The organism is Geomicrobium sp. JCM 19038 (assembly GCF_000698125.1).
Lineage (GTDB): Bacteria > Bacillota > Bacilli > Bacillales > Marinococcaceae > Geomicrobium_A.
Genome location: NZ_BAXA01000002.1, coordinates 298,023 through 316,375 on the forward strand (window position 1 = coordinate 298,023; position 18,353 = coordinate 316,375).

The 18,353-nt window shown below is 40.3% G+C and carries 20 protein-coding genes and 1 pseudogene; 6 read left to right on the forward strand and 15 right to left on the reverse strand.

The features are described from left to right. The first annotated feature begins 69 nt into the window (after positions 1–69). Positions 70–1,017, forward strand: a complete 948-nt coding sequence (locus JCM19038_RS04245; protein WP_042414875.1) for an alpha/beta hydrolase — start codon at positions 70–72, stop codon at positions 1,015–1,017. A 30-nt stretch (positions 1,018–1,047) separates the two neighbouring features. On the opposite strand, the gene JCM19038_RS04250 is transcribed toward JCM19038_RS04245, so the two are convergent. Both JCM19038_RS04250 and JCM19038_RS04255 read right to left on the reverse strand, forming a co-directional pair. Continuing rightward, a complete protein-coding gene (locus JCM19038_RS04250; protein WP_042414878.1) occupies positions 1,048–1,458 on the reverse strand; it encodes a DUF3021 domain-containing protein in 411 nt (136 codons plus the stop codon). A gap of 4 nt (positions 1,459–1,462) precedes the next feature. Next, positions 1,463–1,918 carry a LytTR family DNA-binding domain-containing protein gene (locus tag JCM19038_RS04255; protein WP_042414881.1) on the reverse strand — a complete coding sequence of 152 codons (456 nt, stop codon included), beginning with the start codon at positions 1,916–1,918 and terminating at the stop codon, positions 1,463–1,465. 358 nt (positions 1,919–2,276) lie between these two features. On the opposite strand from JCM19038_RS04255, the gene JCM19038_RS04260 reads away from it, so the two are divergent. Beyond that, positions 2,277–3,770 (forward strand): helix-turn-helix domain-containing protein, encoded by a 1,494-nt coding sequence (locus JCM19038_RS04260; RefSeq protein WP_042414884.1) that lies wholly within the window; start codon positions 2,277–2,279, stop codon positions 3,768–3,770. A gap of 134 nt (positions 3,771–3,904) precedes the next feature. Here JCM19038_RS04260 and ssb read toward each other — a convergent pair whose 3' ends face one another. Beyond that, positions 3,905–4,282, reverse strand: coding sequence for a single-stranded DNA-binding protein (ssb, locus tag JCM19038_RS04265; protein ID WP_307189950.1), 378 nt, complete (start codon positions 4,280–4,282; stop codon positions 3,905–3,907). A 215-nt stretch (positions 4,283–4,497) separates the two neighbouring features. On the opposite strand from ssb, the gene galU reads away from it, so the two are divergent. Then, complete coding sequence (gene galU / locus JCM19038_RS04270; RefSeq protein ID WP_042414887.1) at positions 4,498–5,358, forward strand: UTP--glucose-1-phosphate uridylyltransferase GalU; 861 nt, start codon at positions 4,498–4,500, stop codon at positions 5,356–5,358. Positions 5,359–5,394: 36 nt separating this feature from the next. Here galU and JCM19038_RS04275 read toward each other — a convergent pair whose 3' ends face one another. The 4 genes from JCM19038_RS04275 to JCM19038_RS04285 all read right to left on the reverse strand — a co-directional run bounded on the left by JCM19038_RS04275 (position 5,395) and on the right by JCM19038_RS04285 (position 8,091). Then, positions 5,395–6,012 carry a DUF4956 domain-containing protein gene (locus JCM19038_RS04275; RefSeq protein ID WP_081831593.1) on the reverse strand — a complete coding sequence of 206 codons (618 nt, stop codon included), beginning with the start codon at positions 6,010–6,012 and terminating at the stop codon, positions 5,395–5,397. Between the two features lie 126 nt (positions 6,013–6,138). Beyond that, the gene (locus JCM19038_RS25315; RefSeq protein WP_193745033.1) at positions 6,139–6,321 is read right to left on the reverse strand and encodes a VTC domain-containing protein; all 183 of its coding nucleotides are present in this window, start codon (positions 6,319–6,321) and stop codon (positions 6,139–6,141) included. An 8-nt stretch (positions 6,322–6,329) separates the two neighbouring features. After that, a complete protein-coding gene (locus tag JCM19038_RS04280) occupies positions 6,330–6,905 on the reverse strand; it encodes a polyphosphate polymerase domain-containing protein (RefSeq protein ID WP_052361059.1) in 576 nt (191 codons plus the stop codon). A gap of 127 nt (positions 6,906–7,032) precedes the next feature. Continuing rightward, positions 7,033–8,091, reverse strand: coding sequence for a glycosyltransferase family 4 protein (locus JCM19038_RS04285; RefSeq protein WP_152549337.1), 1,059 nt, complete (start codon positions 8,089–8,091; stop codon positions 7,033–7,035). A 336-nt stretch (positions 8,092–8,427) separates the two neighbouring features. Here JCM19038_RS04285 and JCM19038_RS22610 point away from each other — a divergent pair, with 336 nt between their 5' ends. The 3 genes and pseudogenes from JCM19038_RS22610 to JCM19038_RS04295 all read left to right on the forward strand — a co-directional run. Beyond that, positions 8,428–8,583 carry a hypothetical protein gene (locus JCM19038_RS22610; RefSeq protein ID WP_193745034.1) on the forward strand — a complete coding sequence of 52 codons (156 nt, stop codon included), beginning with the start codon at positions 8,428–8,430 and terminating at the stop codon, positions 8,581–8,583. Between the two features lie 18 nt (positions 8,584–8,601). Continuing rightward, complete coding sequence (locus JCM19038_RS04290; protein ID WP_042414896.1) at positions 8,602–9,126, forward strand: SpoIID/LytB domain-containing protein; 525 nt, start codon at positions 8,602–8,604, stop codon at positions 9,124–9,126. Between the two features lie 64 nt (positions 9,127–9,190). Then, positions 9,191–9,976, forward strand: a pseudogene (locus tag JCM19038_RS04295) (SpoIID/LytB domain-containing protein); the annotation flags it as partial. Between the two features lie 136 nt (positions 9,977–10,112). Here the strand turns inward: JCM19038_RS04295 and JCM19038_RS04300 are convergent. The 8 genes from JCM19038_RS04300 to JCM19038_RS04335 form a co-directional block, all read right to left on the reverse strand. After that, positions 10,113–10,757: an S-layer homology domain-containing protein gene (locus tag JCM19038_RS04300; RefSeq protein WP_042414901.1), complete on the reverse strand. Its 645-nt coding sequence runs from the start codon at positions 10,755–10,757 to the stop codon at positions 10,113–10,115. Between the two features lie 26 nt (positions 10,758–10,783). After that, positions 10,784–12,094: a UDP-glucose/GDP-mannose dehydrogenase family protein gene (locus tag JCM19038_RS04305; RefSeq protein WP_042414903.1), complete on the reverse strand. Its 1,311-nt coding sequence runs from the start codon at positions 12,092–12,094 to the stop codon at positions 10,784–10,786. Continuing rightward, positions 12,091–13,632 carry a murein biosynthesis integral membrane protein MurJ gene (murJ, locus tag JCM19038_RS04310; RefSeq protein ID WP_042414905.1) on the reverse strand — a complete coding sequence of 514 codons (1,542 nt, stop codon included), beginning with the start codon at positions 13,630–13,632 and terminating at the stop codon, positions 12,091–12,093. The genes JCM19038_RS04305 and murJ overlap by 4 nt, the downstream gene beginning before the upstream one ends. Before the next feature lie 31 nt (positions 13,633–13,663). Next, a complete protein-coding gene (locus tag JCM19038_RS04315; RefSeq protein WP_042414907.1) occupies positions 13,664–14,140 on the reverse strand; it encodes a glycosyltransferase in 477 nt (158 codons plus the stop codon). Beyond that, positions 14,137–14,604: a PssD/Cps14F family polysaccharide biosynthesis glycosyltransferase gene (gene pssD / locus JCM19038_RS04320; RefSeq protein ID WP_042358230.1), complete on the reverse strand. Its 468-nt coding sequence runs from the start codon at positions 14,602–14,604 to the stop codon at positions 14,137–14,139. Before pssD ends, JCM19038_RS04315 begins: the two co-directional genes overlap by 4 nt. 172 nt (positions 14,605–14,776) lie before the next feature. Then, on the reverse strand, positions 14,777–15,688 hold the full coding sequence (locus JCM19038_RS04325) for a glycosyltransferase (protein WP_052361061.1): 912 nt from the start codon (positions 15,686–15,688) through the stop codon (positions 14,777–14,779). Continuing rightward, positions 15,688–17,031 carry an O-antigen ligase gene (locus tag JCM19038_RS04330; protein ID WP_042414909.1) on the reverse strand — a complete coding sequence of 448 codons (1,344 nt, stop codon included), beginning with the start codon at positions 17,029–17,031 and terminating at the stop codon, positions 15,688–15,690. The genes JCM19038_RS04325 and JCM19038_RS04330 overlap by 1 nt, the downstream gene beginning before the upstream one ends. Next, positions 16,997–18,241: a polysaccharide pyruvyl transferase family protein gene (locus tag JCM19038_RS04335; RefSeq protein WP_238554280.1), complete on the reverse strand. Its 1,245-nt coding sequence runs from the start codon at positions 18,239–18,241 to the stop codon at positions 16,997–16,999. The genes JCM19038_RS04330 and JCM19038_RS04335 overlap by 35 nt, the downstream gene beginning before the upstream one ends. Between the last annotated feature and the right edge of the window lie 112 nt (positions 18,242–18,353).

Genomic DNA, 18,353 nt, shown 5'->3' on the forward strand with positions numbered 1-18,353 from the left:
AATAATGATAGATTTTTTAGCAAAGAAAATTTAGAATATTAAGTATAAAATAAGTGAGGAGTGTTTGTGATGACATTAGATCCTACGGTAAAAGCTATTTTAGAGGAGATGGAGAAACAAGGTTTACCAGGGCTAGAAATGTTAAGTCCTGAAGAGGCTAGAGTGAACCGTAGAATTGGTACTGATGATGGTCAAGTCGTTGAAGAAGTGAATCGAGTAGAGAACTTGTCTTTCGAAAGTGAAGGGTACACGATTCCAGTGCGAGTTTATCAACCAGAAGGTACAACCCCTCAACCTGTACTCCTTTACTTTCATGGTGGGGGCTGGGTGCTTGGTGATTTAGATTCCCATGACCCAGTATGTCGTCGGATTGCAAATGCAAGTCAGTCGACCGTTATTTCAGTGGAGTACCGGCTTGCTCCAGAATATCCGTTTCCTGCTGCAGTTTATGATTGTTACAATGCCGTCTATTGGGTAAGAGAGCAAGCAGAGATCCTTGGCATCGATAAAGAGAGAGTTGCCGTTGGTGGAGACAGTGCTGGTGGCAATCTAGCAGCGGTAGTCACACATTTGTTAAAAGAAAGAAACGAAACGTTACCGGTGTATCAATTGCTAATCTATCCATCGGTTGATTTTACAAAAAAGTATCCATCTGATGAGAAGAACAAGGAAGGCTTGTTCTTAACGGGAGAGGCAATGAGTTATTTTCGTAAGCACTATTTGAGTCAGAAAGAGGATAAGTTTAATCCACTTGCTTCTCCAATGGTACGTGATGACGTGACGGGGTTACCGCCAGCGCATATTATCACAGCAGAGTATGACCCGCTTCGAGATCAAGGTGAGGCGTATGCTACGCGATTGAAAGAAGCTGGCAATGAGGTTACGTACATTGATTATAAAGGGATGGTCCATGGATTTATCAGCATGGCAAATCTTGTTCCACAAGGTGCAGAGGCATTAACAGAAGTAGGACGAGCTCTTCAAGCTCGTTTTAATGAAGTGAAAGCAGGAAAATAAAAGAGAGAAGCAAGGGTAGGCGTGATCAACTTACCCTTGCTTCTTTAATGATTGATTGAGTTTGTTTTCCATTCGTTTGTAGTATAGGTAGAAACAAAACCAATGAATACAATAGAGGATTGTAAATGTACTAATTGCAATCGCGACGGCTGTCGTGCTAATTGGGAACCAACCTACAGCATAAGCAATCGTAAACCAAACGACAATAGACAGAGCATAGTGAATTGCCGTAGCCGATAATAAGCTCATCGATTCATTTTCAAAAATAAGTGCAGAGATTGCGAAGTAAATGCCCATTAATATGCTGCCAAGCATTTGCGTCCAAAGGTAATGAGAACTTGGATTAATATCATTTATCATGAGAATCGTTAAAGCAATAAACATAATGAATCCACCAGCTGCAATCCCAGCTAGTATTCGAAAGAATAATTCACGAATCATAGCGTCATCCTTCCAACAATTTCTGACGTAGTGGCTTTACATATTTGCGTGATACATACTCTTTTTCACCAGACTTAAAAAACACACAGAGATTTCCGTTAAAAGAGACTTCGAAGCGTTCAATTTGATTTAAGTTTCCAAGAACGGACTTTGAAAATCGTATGAACTGGTGCGAGGCGAGCTGCTCTTCAAGTTCATAAAGCTTCTGTTTAATTTCCGCACGTTCCCCTGCAAATACTGCAAACACTTTCCGTTCTTCAGCAACAATATAGTCAATTGTTTTTGGTTCAAGAACAATTGAGGAATCATCGGTTTCAGCAATAATTCTTCGTTGTGTCGTTGGTTCTTGATAGTCATGCACATGCTTTATAAATGATTCGACTTGATTGGACCATTCTTTCGCATGAATCGTCACACTCGTATCATTGTGCTTTGAATCTAAGTCTAGCTCGATGCGCATATGGTCGATCACCTCTTAGTATTTTCGCATCTATCTTATGTCGAACGTTATGTACATGACTGAAAGATCATCTAGAGGACATAAGTGGTCGAAATTGATGGATTAGATGTCTATACATAGTGTAAGGAATATTCATACATAGTGAAAGATAATTTTGAATTCCTAGAAATAGGTCTTTAATCTAGTTATGAGCTCTATTATTTGAATAACGGTCATTTTTCAGGATGTTTTAATGATAAAATCTATAATATAGAGCTATGACCTGCATCAAATCTATTGAACTAGTTAGATAATAATGGTAAATTAGTAGCAATAAAAGTATAAGTAAACACACATGGTAGAAAAGGAATTGATAATTGTGAGCACCCAGTTTGTCGTTGCGGATCGAGATCAAAATGACCGAATTGGAATGAAATGGGTCATTGAAACCATGGATGACCAACATTTTGTGCGCAATTTTACGACGACTTATGATGAGACCGTTGTGATGTTAGCCCAAAATGAAGCGGATATTGTGATTATAGAGTTAGATATGATTGCAACCGAAGATCATGAAGGCCTCGCAAGTGCGATCGCTCGTTTTCAAGGTACAATCATCGCAGTAGCTTCAATGGCCAATTTCGAGGCAGGAAAGTGTGCGGTTGAAATTGGAGCAAAGGCACTACTTCGTAAACCTGTTCAAGCAGATGATTTAAAGCGTGCCGTTTCCACAGTAACGAAGCGGAACTCGCATAGGATACAAACGAGCTCTCAACTGCCATCACTTTCAAAACGAGAGCGAGTATTGCAACAAATTTATGGCAAAGAGATACAAAGCGAACTCGAATTTAGTATGCTGATGTTTCGAACGCGTAATCGAGAGACTGTGTCACTCATTGAATATGTATTGCAGTTGAGTGCTTTACAGCCGTTCACTCACACGATTACATGTACGGAAGATAGCGTATTCGTAATTATTGATCAACAATCAACGAAAACGTACAATCTACCGAATGAATGTCTGAACGCATGGCCGTATTATGATCACAACCCACTCGTTGTCAGCTATTTCGTTTCAACGGGCAAAAACACCTATCATCAAGGATACTTGTCATGCCAACATGTGAACTTGCAAACATACTTTAGCGGTGAAGGAAAAGTGTTATTTGCAAACCAATTAAAAAGCGATCAACGCTTTGATTTCCCTTTTCTTACGATTGAAGATCATCGTCTTCTACTTTCATTCATTCAACATCGAGATGAATTTAGTTTTATCGAGTGGTGTAAAGCATGGCTTTATACGTATGAAGAAGAAGGTCGCAGTTTATTATTTACGAAAAAGCGGACAGCGGTCTGTATTGAATTTTTATACTATGAATTAGATTCATCGATTACAAAGGACGGGGAAACTGGCGTTCAATTAGCTACAAAAGTACAAGAAATTGGTCACGTCGATCATGCAGAGCAAATCCTATCAATACTCACAGAATCATTTCAAATGATCGTACAGTTACAAGCAAATGAAAAGACGACCATTAGTGTTGAAATTGTCAAATCTGCGCTTCATTATATGAAGTCTCAATATAACAATCCGTTGCTCACCTTAAAGGATGTTGCGGACTATGTTGATCGAAATCCATCCTATTTAGGACAATTATTTGTTCAACATGAACAAGGAACGTTCCGTCAAGTGCTGAGAGATTTTCGATTAGATGCTGCTAAGAAGAAGTTAACGATGACCAGGCAATCTGTAAAACAACTTGCCTATGATGTAGGATATCGTGATCCGAATTACTTTAGTCGACAATTTAAAGACAAGACAGGTTTATCTCCGCGAGCATACCGAGATGAACATAAAGAGCCCCGCTCCTGAATTTGAATGGAACGGGGATTGTTCATTTGGGTGTATAGTTAGAGGGAAATACAACGACTGAGAGAGTCGACTTAGGAAAAATAGGTTGCTTTAGAATTGGTAGTAGTGGTGTACGCTATAAAAGGTAAGAAAAGTTACGATGAGGTGATTGTTTCTGAAGGGTTGACGGGCTTTGTGTGTTCAGTAGAATCATCATACTTTAACTTGAGGAATCTTACGTCATCACCGATGATCTCTGTTATAAACACTCGTTCACCGTCTTCATTGACGTAATTGCGAGTCTGTATTCTACCGATGACTGCTATGAGCGCTCCTTTGTGGCAATAATGGGCGGTTGATTCTGCTTGCTTACGCCAAACTGTACAAGGAACAAAATCAACATCAAACTCTCCTTTTGCATTTCGGTAGCGTCTTTGAATCGCTAGAGAGAGTTTTACATAGGGCACGCCTGCATGTGTTACTTGTAAATTAGGATCCTTTGTCATCCTGCCAATGAGTGATACTTGATTCAATACGGCATACCTCCAATTCATTTCTAGTAATGGTTCTAGAGCCTCCTTTCTGCTGTATTCTAAATGTAGCATAAGACCTTTAGTTATACCATCCCTATTATTTGCATTATTCAAAAAATATTTCGACAAAATGATTTTTACACTCCTTAATTTTTCTAGTAAGTTCGCTGTGCTATACTGTTCATACATGCTTCATGTGTGGAAGGAGAAGATCAATGAAAGTTAAAAAGGCAGTTATCCCTGCAGCTGGACTCGGTACTCGATTTTTGCCAGCTACGAAAGCTTTACCGAAAGAAATGCTCCCTGTTGTTGACAAACCAACGATTCAGTACATAGTAGAAGAGGCGATTGAATCTGGTATAGAGGATATCTTAATCATTAGTGGACGTGGAAAACGTGCAATCGAAGATCACTTTGATGTTTCTTATGAATTGGAACAAACGTTAGAGCGTACGGGGAAGTACGATCGACTTGAAGAAGTGAAGAAGATCTCAAACATGGCTTCAATTCACTACGTCAGACAAAAGGAACCTAGAGGGCTTGGACATGCCATCGCTTGCGCTCGAACATTTATTGGTGATGAGCCATTTGCTGTCATGCTCGGAGACGATATTGTCCGTTCCAACACGCCCTGTTTACAGCAATTGATGGAGATCTATGAAGAACAAGAGCGCTCGGTCTTAGGGGTTCAACAAGTACCTGACCATAAGGTTTCTAGTTACGGAATTGTTTCGTCACAAGAATCAGGAGAAGTTGTGAATGTGACAGATCTCGTGGAAAAGCCAAAAGTAGAAGAAGCACCATCAAATATGGCAATTATGGGACGTTACGTGTTAACACCGGAGATTATGCCGATTCTCGATACGATCCCCCCAGGTGCAGGAAATGAAATTCAATTAACGGATGCAATTCGAGAACTCGTCAAAGTTCAAGAAGTTCTTGCTTACCAATTCGATGGCAAACGTTATGATGTTGGTGACAAATTAGGGTTTTTACAAGCGACTATTGATTTTGCTTTAGAGCGAGAAGATTATCGAGAAGATCTTACGAACTACTTGCGTGATTTAAAACTATAGAAAAAACCGAAGCCACAAATAGGGGCTTCGGTTTTTTTAGTAATCAGGATTTGCCATACCGATGGAAACTTTTAAGTTTGCATTTAACTGGCGTATGGAATCAATAATATCTTTATCAGACGTACCGTCTTTTGGAGTAATCATGTAAGTGAGCTGATACATTGTTCCTAAGTTTGTCGTTTCAACAGTCATTAGCTTATGGTCATGCAAATACGTATTAAATGTTTCATCAAATACATTCTCATAATGCATGTTCTCAGGAATTGTAATTCTCATTCGCTTCTGAACAGATTGTCCGCCACCGTAATCAATGACGTACAAGAAGTAAATAATGATTGATAAAGTAATTGTGAAAAGTACTGCGAGCAAGTAAAACCCGAGACCTGAAGCAATACCTGTAGCCATACCGAAGAATATAAAGGCGATGTCTTTTGGATCATTCATTGCTGAACGGAAACGAATGATTGAAAATGCCCCGACTAAACCGAATGCAACAGCAATGTTATTGCCGATTACAATCATGATAACCGAAACAACGATAGACATAATTACAATCGTATGTATGAATGATTGCGCATATCGAGAGCCTTTATGTGTTTTCTGATATAAGAAGGTAATGATCATTGAAAGAACAAAGGTAAGTGCAATTGCCATAAACCCATCGATGATTGATGACTGGGTCTCATGTCGGTTAAGTTACGAAGTTCTTGTAAAAAACTATCCATTCAAATTCTCCTTGATCAGTGTGAAGATTTTCATTCTTAGAACCAAGGGACCTTACTATAGCAAGGTGCCCACAGGTTCAACAACTGGATTACGAGTGTATGGTTTCATGACACCGTTCGAAATATCAATACATGTGCAAAACTTCGATACGGATTTACGCTCACATTCATAATCACTTAACATACGTGACAACCAAAATGGCACACTATTAGACACTTTCACTTCCATAATGACCATATTCGGATCTACAAACAAATCACCATCAGGACCGTCTTCAATTTGAAGATTATGCTACGCGTCATTAAATTAAAGTCAAACGTAACACGTAGATCGGGTTCATCTATACCTGCTAATGCTTGACGGTCGTAACTGACGACAACAGAAGGTTTTAGTTCATATAATGAGCTAAATGCTGAAACCTCACCTAAGATTTGCGGATTAGAAACGTTGTAGTTTTCGCGATTGTTAGCGTTGTTGTAAACATAATCATACGCATCTTTAAGCGTAATTAACGTACGTCGTTTGTTTACCACTCGATTGTACTTTTGTTTAATTTCTAAGAATGAAGTGCTGTTTAAATCAGAGTCCCCATAAACCCTTAAACGAAGTTTCTGTCTGAAATTCAAGTTATTGCGCGTTTCATTGTATATTTTGTCATCGTCAGAATCAAAATAAAGGCTAACGATGTTATAACAACCTTGTTCATCTCCATAAGGGTCGAACTTCATGCGTTTTTGTAATAGGGAAGTAACTTCCTCGTAAGTGGAGTAGGGGATCAAATATTTCAGTTCATAGCGCTGGAATATTTCTAATGCTTCCAACCTGTGTTCACCACCTCAAAATAACGATTCAACCGCTATTATATCATGTGTAAAAGCGGTTGTCCTTTGCAATGTCTAATTCTGAAAAAATCCCCTTCACTCATGAGCAAAGGGGAGGATTTGCTAGTTAGCGTCTCGTTATGTTGTCTCCGATTCGCGTAAAGAACTTCATAAACGGCCTGAACTCTTTACCTACAAGTCCCACTTTCTCAGCGAACAATTCTATCAAGATCAGCAATGCTAAAACAATCAATACGGTTACCCATAAAGTTGACATTGTGAGTACGATAGCGGCAATACCGAACAGTGCACTCATCGCGTAAATGATTAGTACAGTCTGCTTATGACTATATCCTAGATTGAGGAGACAATGATGTAAGTGAGATTTATCAGCAATAGAGATTGGCTTTTTATTCACGATCCGTCTAATAATCGCAAACAGTGTATCCGAAATAGGTACGGCAAGCATAACAACTGGAATGAGTAGTGAGAATACGGTAATGTTCTTAAATCCGAGTAATGCAATAACACTAATCATAAACCCTAAAAATAACGCACCCGTATCTCCCATAAAAATCTTAGCTGGGTTAAAGTTATGAACGAGAAAGCCTAGCGTGCTTCCGAGCATAACGGCTCCTAAAGCCATCACGAATACGTTTGAATCAATAATTGCAACGATCGTAATCGTTGCAAGAACAATGGATGACACCCCGGCGGCTAAACCATCGAGACCGTCAATTAAATTGATTGCATTTGTTACACCGATAATCCAAATCATCGTAAGGGGAATGCTTAGCCAACCAAGTTGCCACTGCATATCAAAAGGTAAGTTAATAAATTCAACATGTACCCCGCCAATCACAACTGCAGAAGCTGCTGCAATTTGTCCGAGTAACTTCCATTTTGCAGAAAGTTCAAAGAGGTCGTCAAGAAACCCTGTTAATGTAATAATAAACGCGCCGATTAGAATTGGATAAAAGAATTCATGTGTATGTGCTTGCGTAATAAAAATTCCTGCAATGAATGCAATAAAAATTGCAAGACCACCGATTCGAGCCATTACCTTTTGGTGCACTTTACGATCATTTGGTTGGTCAGTGGCGCCAATCTTAATCGCAAATCGCTTAATAATCGGTGTTACGGCAAGCGCTATAATAAAACATACAATTAAGGAAATTGCAGTGATCATAACGAAACCTCCCTTAGTACCTTCTGCAAAATTAGCGAACATCATTTATAGTAAATATCGGAATTTCTTTCTCTTTTTAGTGCACATTAAACCTCATAAGATTATAGCATAGTTTTGTGAGCGTTCACGACTTTTTTATACATTTACATAATCCATTGTCATAATATATTCCTGTATTTTCTATAAGTTTGTAGAAACAATGCGGAAGTCCTATCACTGTTTGTTTGAATTTGGTATAATTTTCACATCTTAGTTATATGTGGGGGTCTTTAACGTGAAGAAATTATTCATCACTAGTGCAATTGTAGTTGTGATGGTTGGTTCTGGGAGTTATTGCTAAAAAATGATGCAATTGCGAATTCTCAGCCGGTAGTGGCAAGTGTTGACTGGGTATTAGAACAACTCGCGCCTTATAGTGAGCGAATGACGAACTTAGAGTCTGAAATTGACCGTTTGGAATCAGAAGTAGAAGCATTAAAAAACCGTTAGAAAGAGTGAATGAAATCTATGAAACTTAGAAAAGTAATTAAAGGAATGCTCGCTTTTCTTTTTGTCCTTACTGGCTTTTTCACTTTCTCTGATTTTAAGGTGAATGCAGCGTCTTACGATGATCAAGTAAATGTTCGTCTCGTTGTACCTGAGACGTTTAAACTTACACCAACTGGTTCATATCGGCTCGTTAATGTCGATAATGGCAGATCAGTTGATTATCGTGGATCATTAGAATTTCGTTACTCTAGAACGAGCAATGCAATTGGTGTACGATCAGATTTAAACAACTCATACATCTATTCAGGTCGTGGTTTCCGACTTGAAGAACGAACGCCAAGTTCTGGAAACTCAGTTGTCGTAAATCAAGTGAGAGTTGCCGGGGCTGCGAGTTATACAAGAAATACATACCGTGGTTCGATGTCTGTAACCGTTAATGCGAATGATCGCCGACCAAGGTTACATAATGAATTAGACATTGAGGATTACCTTAAAGGAGTTGTACCGAGAGAGGCCATCGCTAGTTGGCCAATAGAAGCTTAAAGGCTCAATCGGTCGCAGCTAGAAACTATGCGAAACTAAACATGTCAAAAGGTACTTAGTCGATACAACGACGGATCAAGTGTATGCTGGAAAGACAGCAGAACATCCGAATACGAACCGTGCTGTCGATGAAACGAAAGGTCGTTATGCGACACATAATGGTAATTTAATTACTGCGTTCTATCATTCAAGTTCTGGTGGTTATACTGATGATAGTGAAAATGTTTGGTTAAATGCTGTACCGTACATTCGTGCCGTAGAAGATCCCTACGATAACAACCCAGGGAACAGTCGTCATTCTTGGACAACAACTATGACACGCTCTCAGATCGGTGAGGCGGTTTTTGAAAGAGGATGGACGGCAACGGACATTACGATTGAAAGTAAAAGTCAGGCAGGTCGTGTTCAAAGCATGACGGTGACCGGAATGAGTCCGAGTGGTCGAGTCGATACCGTCCGAATTCCTAGTGCGAATGGATCTTCTGATTCAATACGTTGGTCGCTTGGTCAGTCATTAAACAGTACAAAGTTCGATGTTGAATTTCCAGATCAAGATGCGAGAGTTCGCTTGCCTGGCGGAGGGACAAGTTCTGTTGAGTTAAATGGGGCAGAGATGGCACTTCCAGGGGAACAAACGATTACACTTCGAAGTAACCAAATGCAAGTACGAACAGCGAATGGTGTCGAGGTAATTAGACCTAGTAGTGATACTGTCGTGTTTAATGGGAATGGCTGGGGACACGGACTTGGAATGAGTCAATGGGGTGCAGCAACGATGGCACAACAAGACTATTCCTACACAGAGATTCTGCAACATTACTATACAGATATTCGAATTGAACGAAGATAAGAAAGAGCCGTTGAGTGTAGACTCAACGGCTCTTTCTATTAGCGATAATCTTCATTGATTGTGCGAGCTAGAAAGAGTGAAAATTGTGCACGATTTGTATGTTCAAACGGTCGATACGCACGATTAGCTTCAGTCGTTATACCGACATCAGCGAGCCGATTAGCTTCATCATAACTAAATGAGCCTTCAGAAAGATCTGTAAATGAATGGCGGTTGCAGTCTCAGGAATTTCATCTGGATAAGCTCGTGTTAAGACAAGAGCCATCTGAGCCCGAGTCAAATTAGCTGTATCATTCATTCTACCTGAGTTACCAGTCATAATTCCGTGATATTCAGCAGCTTTTAAATTTTCATAATTGTGGTGATTAGCATCAATATCAGTTACTTGAATTTCATAATCGACTGGTGCCGTTAAATCAAGGTGTCGCACAATCATTGACGCTGTTTGACTTCTAGTTATGTATTGAGACGGTCTAAATGTCCCGTTTGGAAATCCATTAATAATTTCCTTAGACGTTAAGTATTCGATCTCATCAAAAGCAAAATGGTCGATTGCAACATCGTAAAAACTACGTCCTTCAGAGATCATTGCAATGTCTTGAGATAATTGCTCGGTGCGCGCCTCTGCTTCGGTTACTTTTGAGTCAAGTTCACCAATCTCACTATTGACCCAGCTATCACCAGCTGCTTCAGGTTGTTCATCTGCTACTGCAGAAGATGAACAACCGTAAAGCATAAGCAGGGAACCTGTCAGCGCAAGAAGTTTGTAATGAGCTTTCATGATTTCCCTCCTAAATGGCACTAGTATTATGAATTACGTCCGATTCCGTAATAATCAATACCAGCATTTTTGTATGCGTCAGCATCAAAGGCATTTCGACCGTCTATAACAAAGTTTCCATGCATGTGTGTAAGAAGGTCTTTAGGATCTATTGCTTTGTACTCTGCCCATTCGGTAATCAAAATGACTGCATCTGCATGTGCATACGTTTCTTCCATCGTTTCTACTAGTGTAACATTATTTGGTAAAAAAGGCTTGGCAGCATTTTGGGCAATTGGGTCATGAGCTCGTACGATAGCCCCAGCTTTAACGAGCTCATGAATAATATCAATCGAAGGCGCATAACGCATGTCGTCTGTATTCGGTTTGAAAGCAAGACCTAAAACTGCGATTTGTTTCCCCTCAATCGATCCATTGAACTTCTTTAAAAGTTGGTCTAACGGCTTGAATCGTTGCCTTTCATTAATACGATCTGCCGCATAAAGCATGTGAGGTTCGTAATCATGAGTCTCTGCCATATTAACAAGTGCTTTTACATCTTTAGGGAAGCAAGAACCGCCGTAACCAAGACCTGCATTTAAGAAATGTGGACTGATTCGTCGGTCTGAACCAATGCCTCGAACGACATCGTCAATATTCGCACCGACATGTTCACTTATGTTTGCCATTTCATTAATAAAGGAAATTTTCGTCGCTAAAAATGAATTTGCAGCGTATTTAATCATTTCAGCACTTTTTTCGTTTGTAAACACAATCTTATCTTCAGTTGCGAGCTTTTCATGTAATTGTACGAGACGGGCTTTAGCCCAAGGAATGCTCGTGCCAATCACGATGCGATCTGGGTTCATCGTATCTTTAACAGCGGAGCCTTCACGAAGAAACTCTGGCACTGAACAAACCGCAACATCAATATCTTCATTCATGTTATGAATAATTTCTTTGACTTGATCAGCAGTTCCTACAGGAACAGTAGATTTATTGACAACCACATATTGCCCTGTAGAAGGAAGTGCTTGCCCGATTTCTTTTGCAACCGTGTGTACGTACTTCATATCTGCGGAGCCGTCCTCTGCTTGAGGCGTGCCCACAGCAATCATGATCACATCGCTTGAAGGCGCACTTGCAGATAAATCAGTGTCAAAGGTTAGACGACCTGCCTGAATGTTCTTTTGTAGGAGTTCTTCGAGACCAGGTTCATAAATTGGGCTCTTTCCTGAGCGTAATTGTGCTACTTTATCTTCCATCTTATCTATACATACGACTTCATGTCCAAGTTCAGAAAAACAAACCCCTGAAACGAGGCCGACATAGCCTGTACCAACGATGGTCAGTTTCATCGGTCATCTCCAACTTTCCGTTTTAATAACTTTTGAATATCTTTTCGTTCTTGAAAACGTAAGGCATACAATAAGCCAATAAATAATACTGCAAAAACGAAACCACCGATCAAGATGTCAACAAGTGGGTACGTATCAATCAAGTAGTGGTTCATGCCATAAAGAATCAAACCAATGATGGCCGACATGACCAGTAACTTTATGAAGCCTACAAGTTGTTCTTTCATCTCTGTCGGAGCTTTTCTTTGCCATTTTAGCACATTGTTTACACCTACTAAAAGCAAGATAAAGTTAATCCCTGCACTGATGGTCATTGCCCATGCCAATCCTTCAGCTCCCATAGGACCAATCAGAACATAACTAAGTGAAATGTTAATGGCTAGTACTGAAATTAAGCTGACGATGAGTGGATACATCGAACGCTCATAGGCATAATAAAACCTCGTTATGTATACATTTGCCGCATGGAAAAACATACCGATCACAAAAATCTGTAACAGAGGAGTAGCGACGAGCGTATCTTCTCGTGTGAAATCTTGGTACTCAAACAGTGTAATGATAATGTCCTTAGCATAGACAACGATAAATACAGTAACAGGAATGATGACCAATGCCATTAACCGTAAGCCTTGACCGTGAATCTTGGCAACCGTTTCATGTTCGCTCGCAGCAACCTTTCGCGCTAACATTGGAAAGATAACGGCGGTAACAGCTAACATTAAAACGGTTTGTGGAAGTTGCACGAATTTGGATGTTAGATTCAATGCTGCGATCGTACCTTCACCGATATGTGCACCAAAGATACGGTAGATAAGAAAGTACAACTGTAACGTTGCTCCTCCGAGCATAATCGGAATGGTGAGTCGGAACGTTCGCCAAACCTCTGGTGTAGTTTCTAGACTAGGTCTGAAGTTGAAATATCCCTTGTACCAAATAAAAGCAACAAGAAAGGCAAACATTAAAAACGCACTGATTGAAGCACCATACGCATGTGCGTAAGAAGATAAGCTTGGGTAGAATACAAAGGCAATCGCAACAAACGCACCGTTCATAATTAACGTAGACAGTGCAGCGATTGAAAATTTGTCATTCACGTTTAGTAATCCTTGCAGCCACATCGAGAGGATTAAAAAGAAAATAGCAGGAGCCATAATCATAAATAAGTTTACGGATAAAGAAATGGTTTCTGCTTGGTCTTGGAATAAGAATGGAATGAGTAATTCCGATGTTCCTATAAATAGTAGCGTGAGTAAGATCATGCTAAGCGATAACCAGCCGAACATACTTCTTAAATATTGTTTTTTACGTTCTGGATCTTCTATTTTGCTATAGACAGAAACGAATGCACTCGTCAAGGCTCCTCCGAGAACGATGTAAAGAAAGTTAGGGATCGTGTATGCAGTCGCAATACTATCTGCTTGAAAGCTAAAACCGAATTGATACGCAACGAGCATTTCTCGGAAGTAGCCAATTAAGCGCGAGACCAAATTAATGATCGTAACTGCACCAATTATCGCTATAATGTGCTTTCCCTTCATAGTTCTCAGGCCTTTCATTAAGGAGTAGTGATTAGATGTTGTTAATGTAGTTACGAATCATCGTAATAATTTGCGTTTGTCCGCTTTCGTACGGTGATGGCTTAAACCCAGCAAAGGCGCGTTTGATATCTTCTTCGAGACTATCGCTTGCAATAATATGTTCAGTTTCTTTAAATTGAGCAACAATTTCAGTTTGGTGATCATCATTATGCTCACCATGCTGTGAGAGACGCGCGACGGCAATTACAGGTTTGTTTTTCTTGATGCCTGTAATTAACGAGCCTGTCCCTCCGTGAGAGATAATGACGCTCGCCTGATCATACAGCCCGCTCATTTCATCATAGGAGAAAAACGGTGTTGCATTTAAATGCGCAAACTGATCGGCAGGTGTATGTCCGTTTTGGACGATAATTTCTTCTTCGATTACACCTTTTTCTTTCAGGGTATTGACTTGTTCTAAAAGACGAGTGAATGGAAGTTCTTGTGTACCTAAAACGACGAGTATCAATAGATTGACCCTCCGTACTTTGCTTTTGGATAATGTTTTAACATCGTTTTCCACTGTACGATAAACAAATCTGCGATCGGATAAATCATTCTTCCTGATAACGTTGGAGAGTCGGTTTTCGCAAAGCTCTCAATGTAAATGACTTTCTTTCGAAACAACTTTGCGATGTAACACATTGGGACCGCAGTGTGTGTACCTGTTGTTACGACAACCTCAGGTCGCAGTTTTAAAAATAGAACGAGTGACTTGATGATATTAAACGAGAATTTGAAGAGATAGCGAACTGGGTAATTACGTGCACCGTAGACAAGAAAGGATAAATTCGGATGATCTTTCTTAAGCGCTTTCGTAACTTCTGTCTTTTCGGTAATCATATGTGATTCGTATTCGTTCATTAGTGGTTGTAATTGCATCAGTTGTGTTAGATGTCCGCCAACCGATGAAATAAAAAGGACTCTTTTCATGAAACATCCCTCTTTGTTGTATCGTTGTAGATCGTCATGATTCTCGAGATGATCTTTTCGGTTTCATTCGCATCCGCTTTTTTGTACCCTGCTTGAACGAGCTGTTTGCGAAGTGATTCATCATATAAGACAGCGTCTATGCCACGTTTTAAGCTTTCAGGCTGTTCTGGTTCTACGAGTACACCAGCTTCATGCTTAAAAGCGAAGGGAGTCCGCCGACGTTACTAGCAACGACAGGCGTTCCGCAAGACATCGATTCAAGAACAACCAGACCAAAGCCTTCAATATGAGAAGGGAGTACAAATACATCGGCATAAGTCATATGAATGGCGAGCTCATCTTGGGACTTAGGTCCATGGAAGAGAACGGCTTCTTTAGGTAAGCGAAGTGTTTCAATTAAGTTTTCCACTTCGATCTTAAATGCGTCCGATTGGAAAGAACCAACGAGATGTAATTGTAACTGTTGGTCGTCTTCATGCAATTGTTGAAAGGCACGAATAAGTTCTACTATTCCTTTTTGCTGAATGATGTTCCCAGCAAAAAGAATGTGTTTTTTCTCTTTATCAAACGGTGAAGTGACATCAGTTCTTTGATGGAAGACGTTACGATTCACGCCCATGTTTATCAAGGAAACACGATCTTCTGAAACGCCGTACTCTTGAATAATTTCTTCGTAAAGCGCGGGTCCAACAGCGATGACATGTGCAGCATTTTTCAAGATGCTTTTCGTTTGCTTCTTGAAAAATGCCCCTTTTTTAGCCATTTTGTTTAAATCGCCACCGTGTACGGTGACGATATAAGGGACTCGACGAATTTTCGAGTACAACTTCGCTAACCAGCCTGAAGGAAACGCATAATGAGCATGAACTAAATCATAGCGAGTAGAAAAACGCGTCATTGTCCCAAGTACCCAACGTGCGTATTTCTTTAGGACATTCGCTTTTCCGTTTCGAGGATCACGAATTGCGGCCACGGTAATGTCAAGTTCATGTGCTTGTAATTGCTCCACCTGATTCCGAACAAAAATACCAAATGTCGGAGCTTGCGGGGCAGGGTACATATTACTAATGACGAGTACACGCATTAGACGCTTTCCTCCTTCGTTAAGTGCTTGTTATTCTGGTGCCAATTTAGGACGATTCCTAAGAAAAGCCAGAAGAAGATCGACAACGGATGGTTTTCCCAAGCCGTTGAGAGTAAGCCCATCAGCAAGAAGGCAATTCCATACGTAATAACGAATACGGATAACCATCGTACAGCAGGGTTTACACTGTCAGACAACTTAAACATCCACCTGAATATGGACCAGAATAAGAATAGGAAGAGAACCGTACCGATGATTCCGTATTCGACGAACACTGCAAGGGCATTGTTATCGACCGTCGTCATGAGTACCGGTAACATATCATACATGAATTGGTGGAACGGTGAGTCAAAGACAAATGCAGCGTTACTTCCAAACATTCCTGGTCCAACGCCGATTACTGGACTGAACATAAACACTTGTAAGCCAGCTAGTGCCATTAACACACGGTAATTCCGCTCAAAGTCAAACGTGTAGAAATTACGCTGAGCGAATCCTTCTAAGAAGAGCAGAGCAAGCCCATAACCGATGACAAACAGTACACCGAGACTCACAGATGTAATGAGCATAATCCGGAAGGTTTTATTGTGACGGAATAAAAGTCCAATTAAACCTAGGCAACCAATCAACGCTAAAAATGCTTGTCTTGAGAATGTAAGCGTTAAAGCTAGTAGCATAACCGCAAGCATCGATAAGAGAATTACTTTATGCTTTTTAGGTACTTCTGCTCGGTACATAAAGAGATATAAAACGATTAGAAGTACAGCAACGAGTAAGAATCCTGCAAGGGTGTTACTTGAGTCCATGAAACCGAAGGCACGAATTTCCTCACCGATCGCAACACTTCTTCGTTCTTCCATATTATGTAGTGGCAACGGGATGCCCAGAATCACTTGGAAAATCCCCACAACCGACTGTACAAAAGCCATTCCGATAATTAAATAGAACAATTTCTTTACCCAAGCAGTCGGTATTTCGAGCATAAGTAAGATGATGACGAGTAGTACAAATTGGAACAATGCTCTTAGACCAAAAATCCCTTGTGCAAATGGAACGTTATTTAAAAACATACTTACAAAAGCAAATGCTATGAACAAAAGAAAAGCAAAATTAATAGGGTTTTTTAACTTCGTCCAAATATGTTTACGTCCGAGTTCAGGATGAAAAAGTACATACCCGAGCAGGGCAACGAGTAACGCTTCTCCCAAATAACCAACAACCCCTGGGAAGATTGACCATACTCGAGTAAATAGTAGGTTAATCGTCGTCCAAAAAACGAGTAGCAGGACACCTGTCAAAGCGAGTCGATTAGCTTTTTCTTTCGGATAAGCAAAGATGTTCATGAGGTTGTCCACCATCACTTTCTTGACGTTTTTGTACGGAATGGTCATGTAACCACTCGATCTTTTCCAGACTCTTAAATGATTCACGGTGCAATTTGCTGGATTTGTGAGCAACCCTTTGTTGCGTTTCATTCCAATGGCTCTGTATATCATTGATGAGTGTCACGATGCCGTTTCCGTGTTTGCCGATTTCTAGACTGTATGAACTCTCATCAATGGATTCCATAAAGTGACGGACTTTATGATGATATTCGACCCCAATTACTGGTGTACCGACAGTCACAGACAAAATTAAAGAGTGAAGCCTCGTCCCAATAATTAAATCTTGCTCAGAGGAAACCCGCATAATGTCATGTGGAAGTAGTTGTTGATCAATAATCGTTGTCCGTTCTTGATGGGTCATCAATGCTTGAATATCCTTACTTACTTCAATGTCTTGTGGATATTTTGTTGAGAAGAAAGTGATAGTTGCATCATGCGTTTCAATGAGTTGGTCAGCAGCAAAAGCCATTCCTTGAATGTATTGTTGGTACTTGCTTTCATCATGTACGGGCCAATATTGTTGACTGTAATAAGGAGCTGCTGTCATCCCAATTTTAGTGAGGCGTTCTGTATGTTTTCGTTTAGGTGGCATTGGAATTGCAAATGCTGGGTCTGCAACGACTTTAATATCTTTTCTGTTTGAAATAGAAGCAATCAGTTGTTGTGAAGGTACATCACGAACACTCACGTGATCAGCCGCATTCACGATTCTTTTTAAGAAAAACTTCCCGACTACCGTTCGAATAGGTCCCGCACCTACAGAATGAATGATAAGTTTACAGCCGCATTTTTTGGCGGTCGTACCGAGCATGCTATACAAAGGCGCGTCTCTTCGGTACATATCCATCAACAATCCACCACCGCCAATGATGACGAGTTCTAAATCTTTCATTATATGTTTAGCAGCTTTAATCGTAGCCAGCGCTGAACTTGCAGCTGTTCCTTTCTTTATTACGAGCGGAACGGCCTTTACGTTATACTGTTTAGTGGTTATGGCTGGATGGTTGCTAAATACGACGACTTCTTCTTTAGGTATCCCAATCACTTCGAGTTGCGAAAGTATACCTAGAAGAATCGCCTCATCTCCATTGTTGTTATGTCCGTAATTTCCAATAATCCCAACTCTCATATATAGAAGCTGCGCCTCTACACGTAGAGCGCATGCCATTCACCTCACAAAAACAAACTCCTATACTTGCTTCTTGGAAACAAGCACAATGCTTTCATTATACACCGTGACCTACAAAATCGATAGGTGATTTCGTTTGGTTCCGACAATT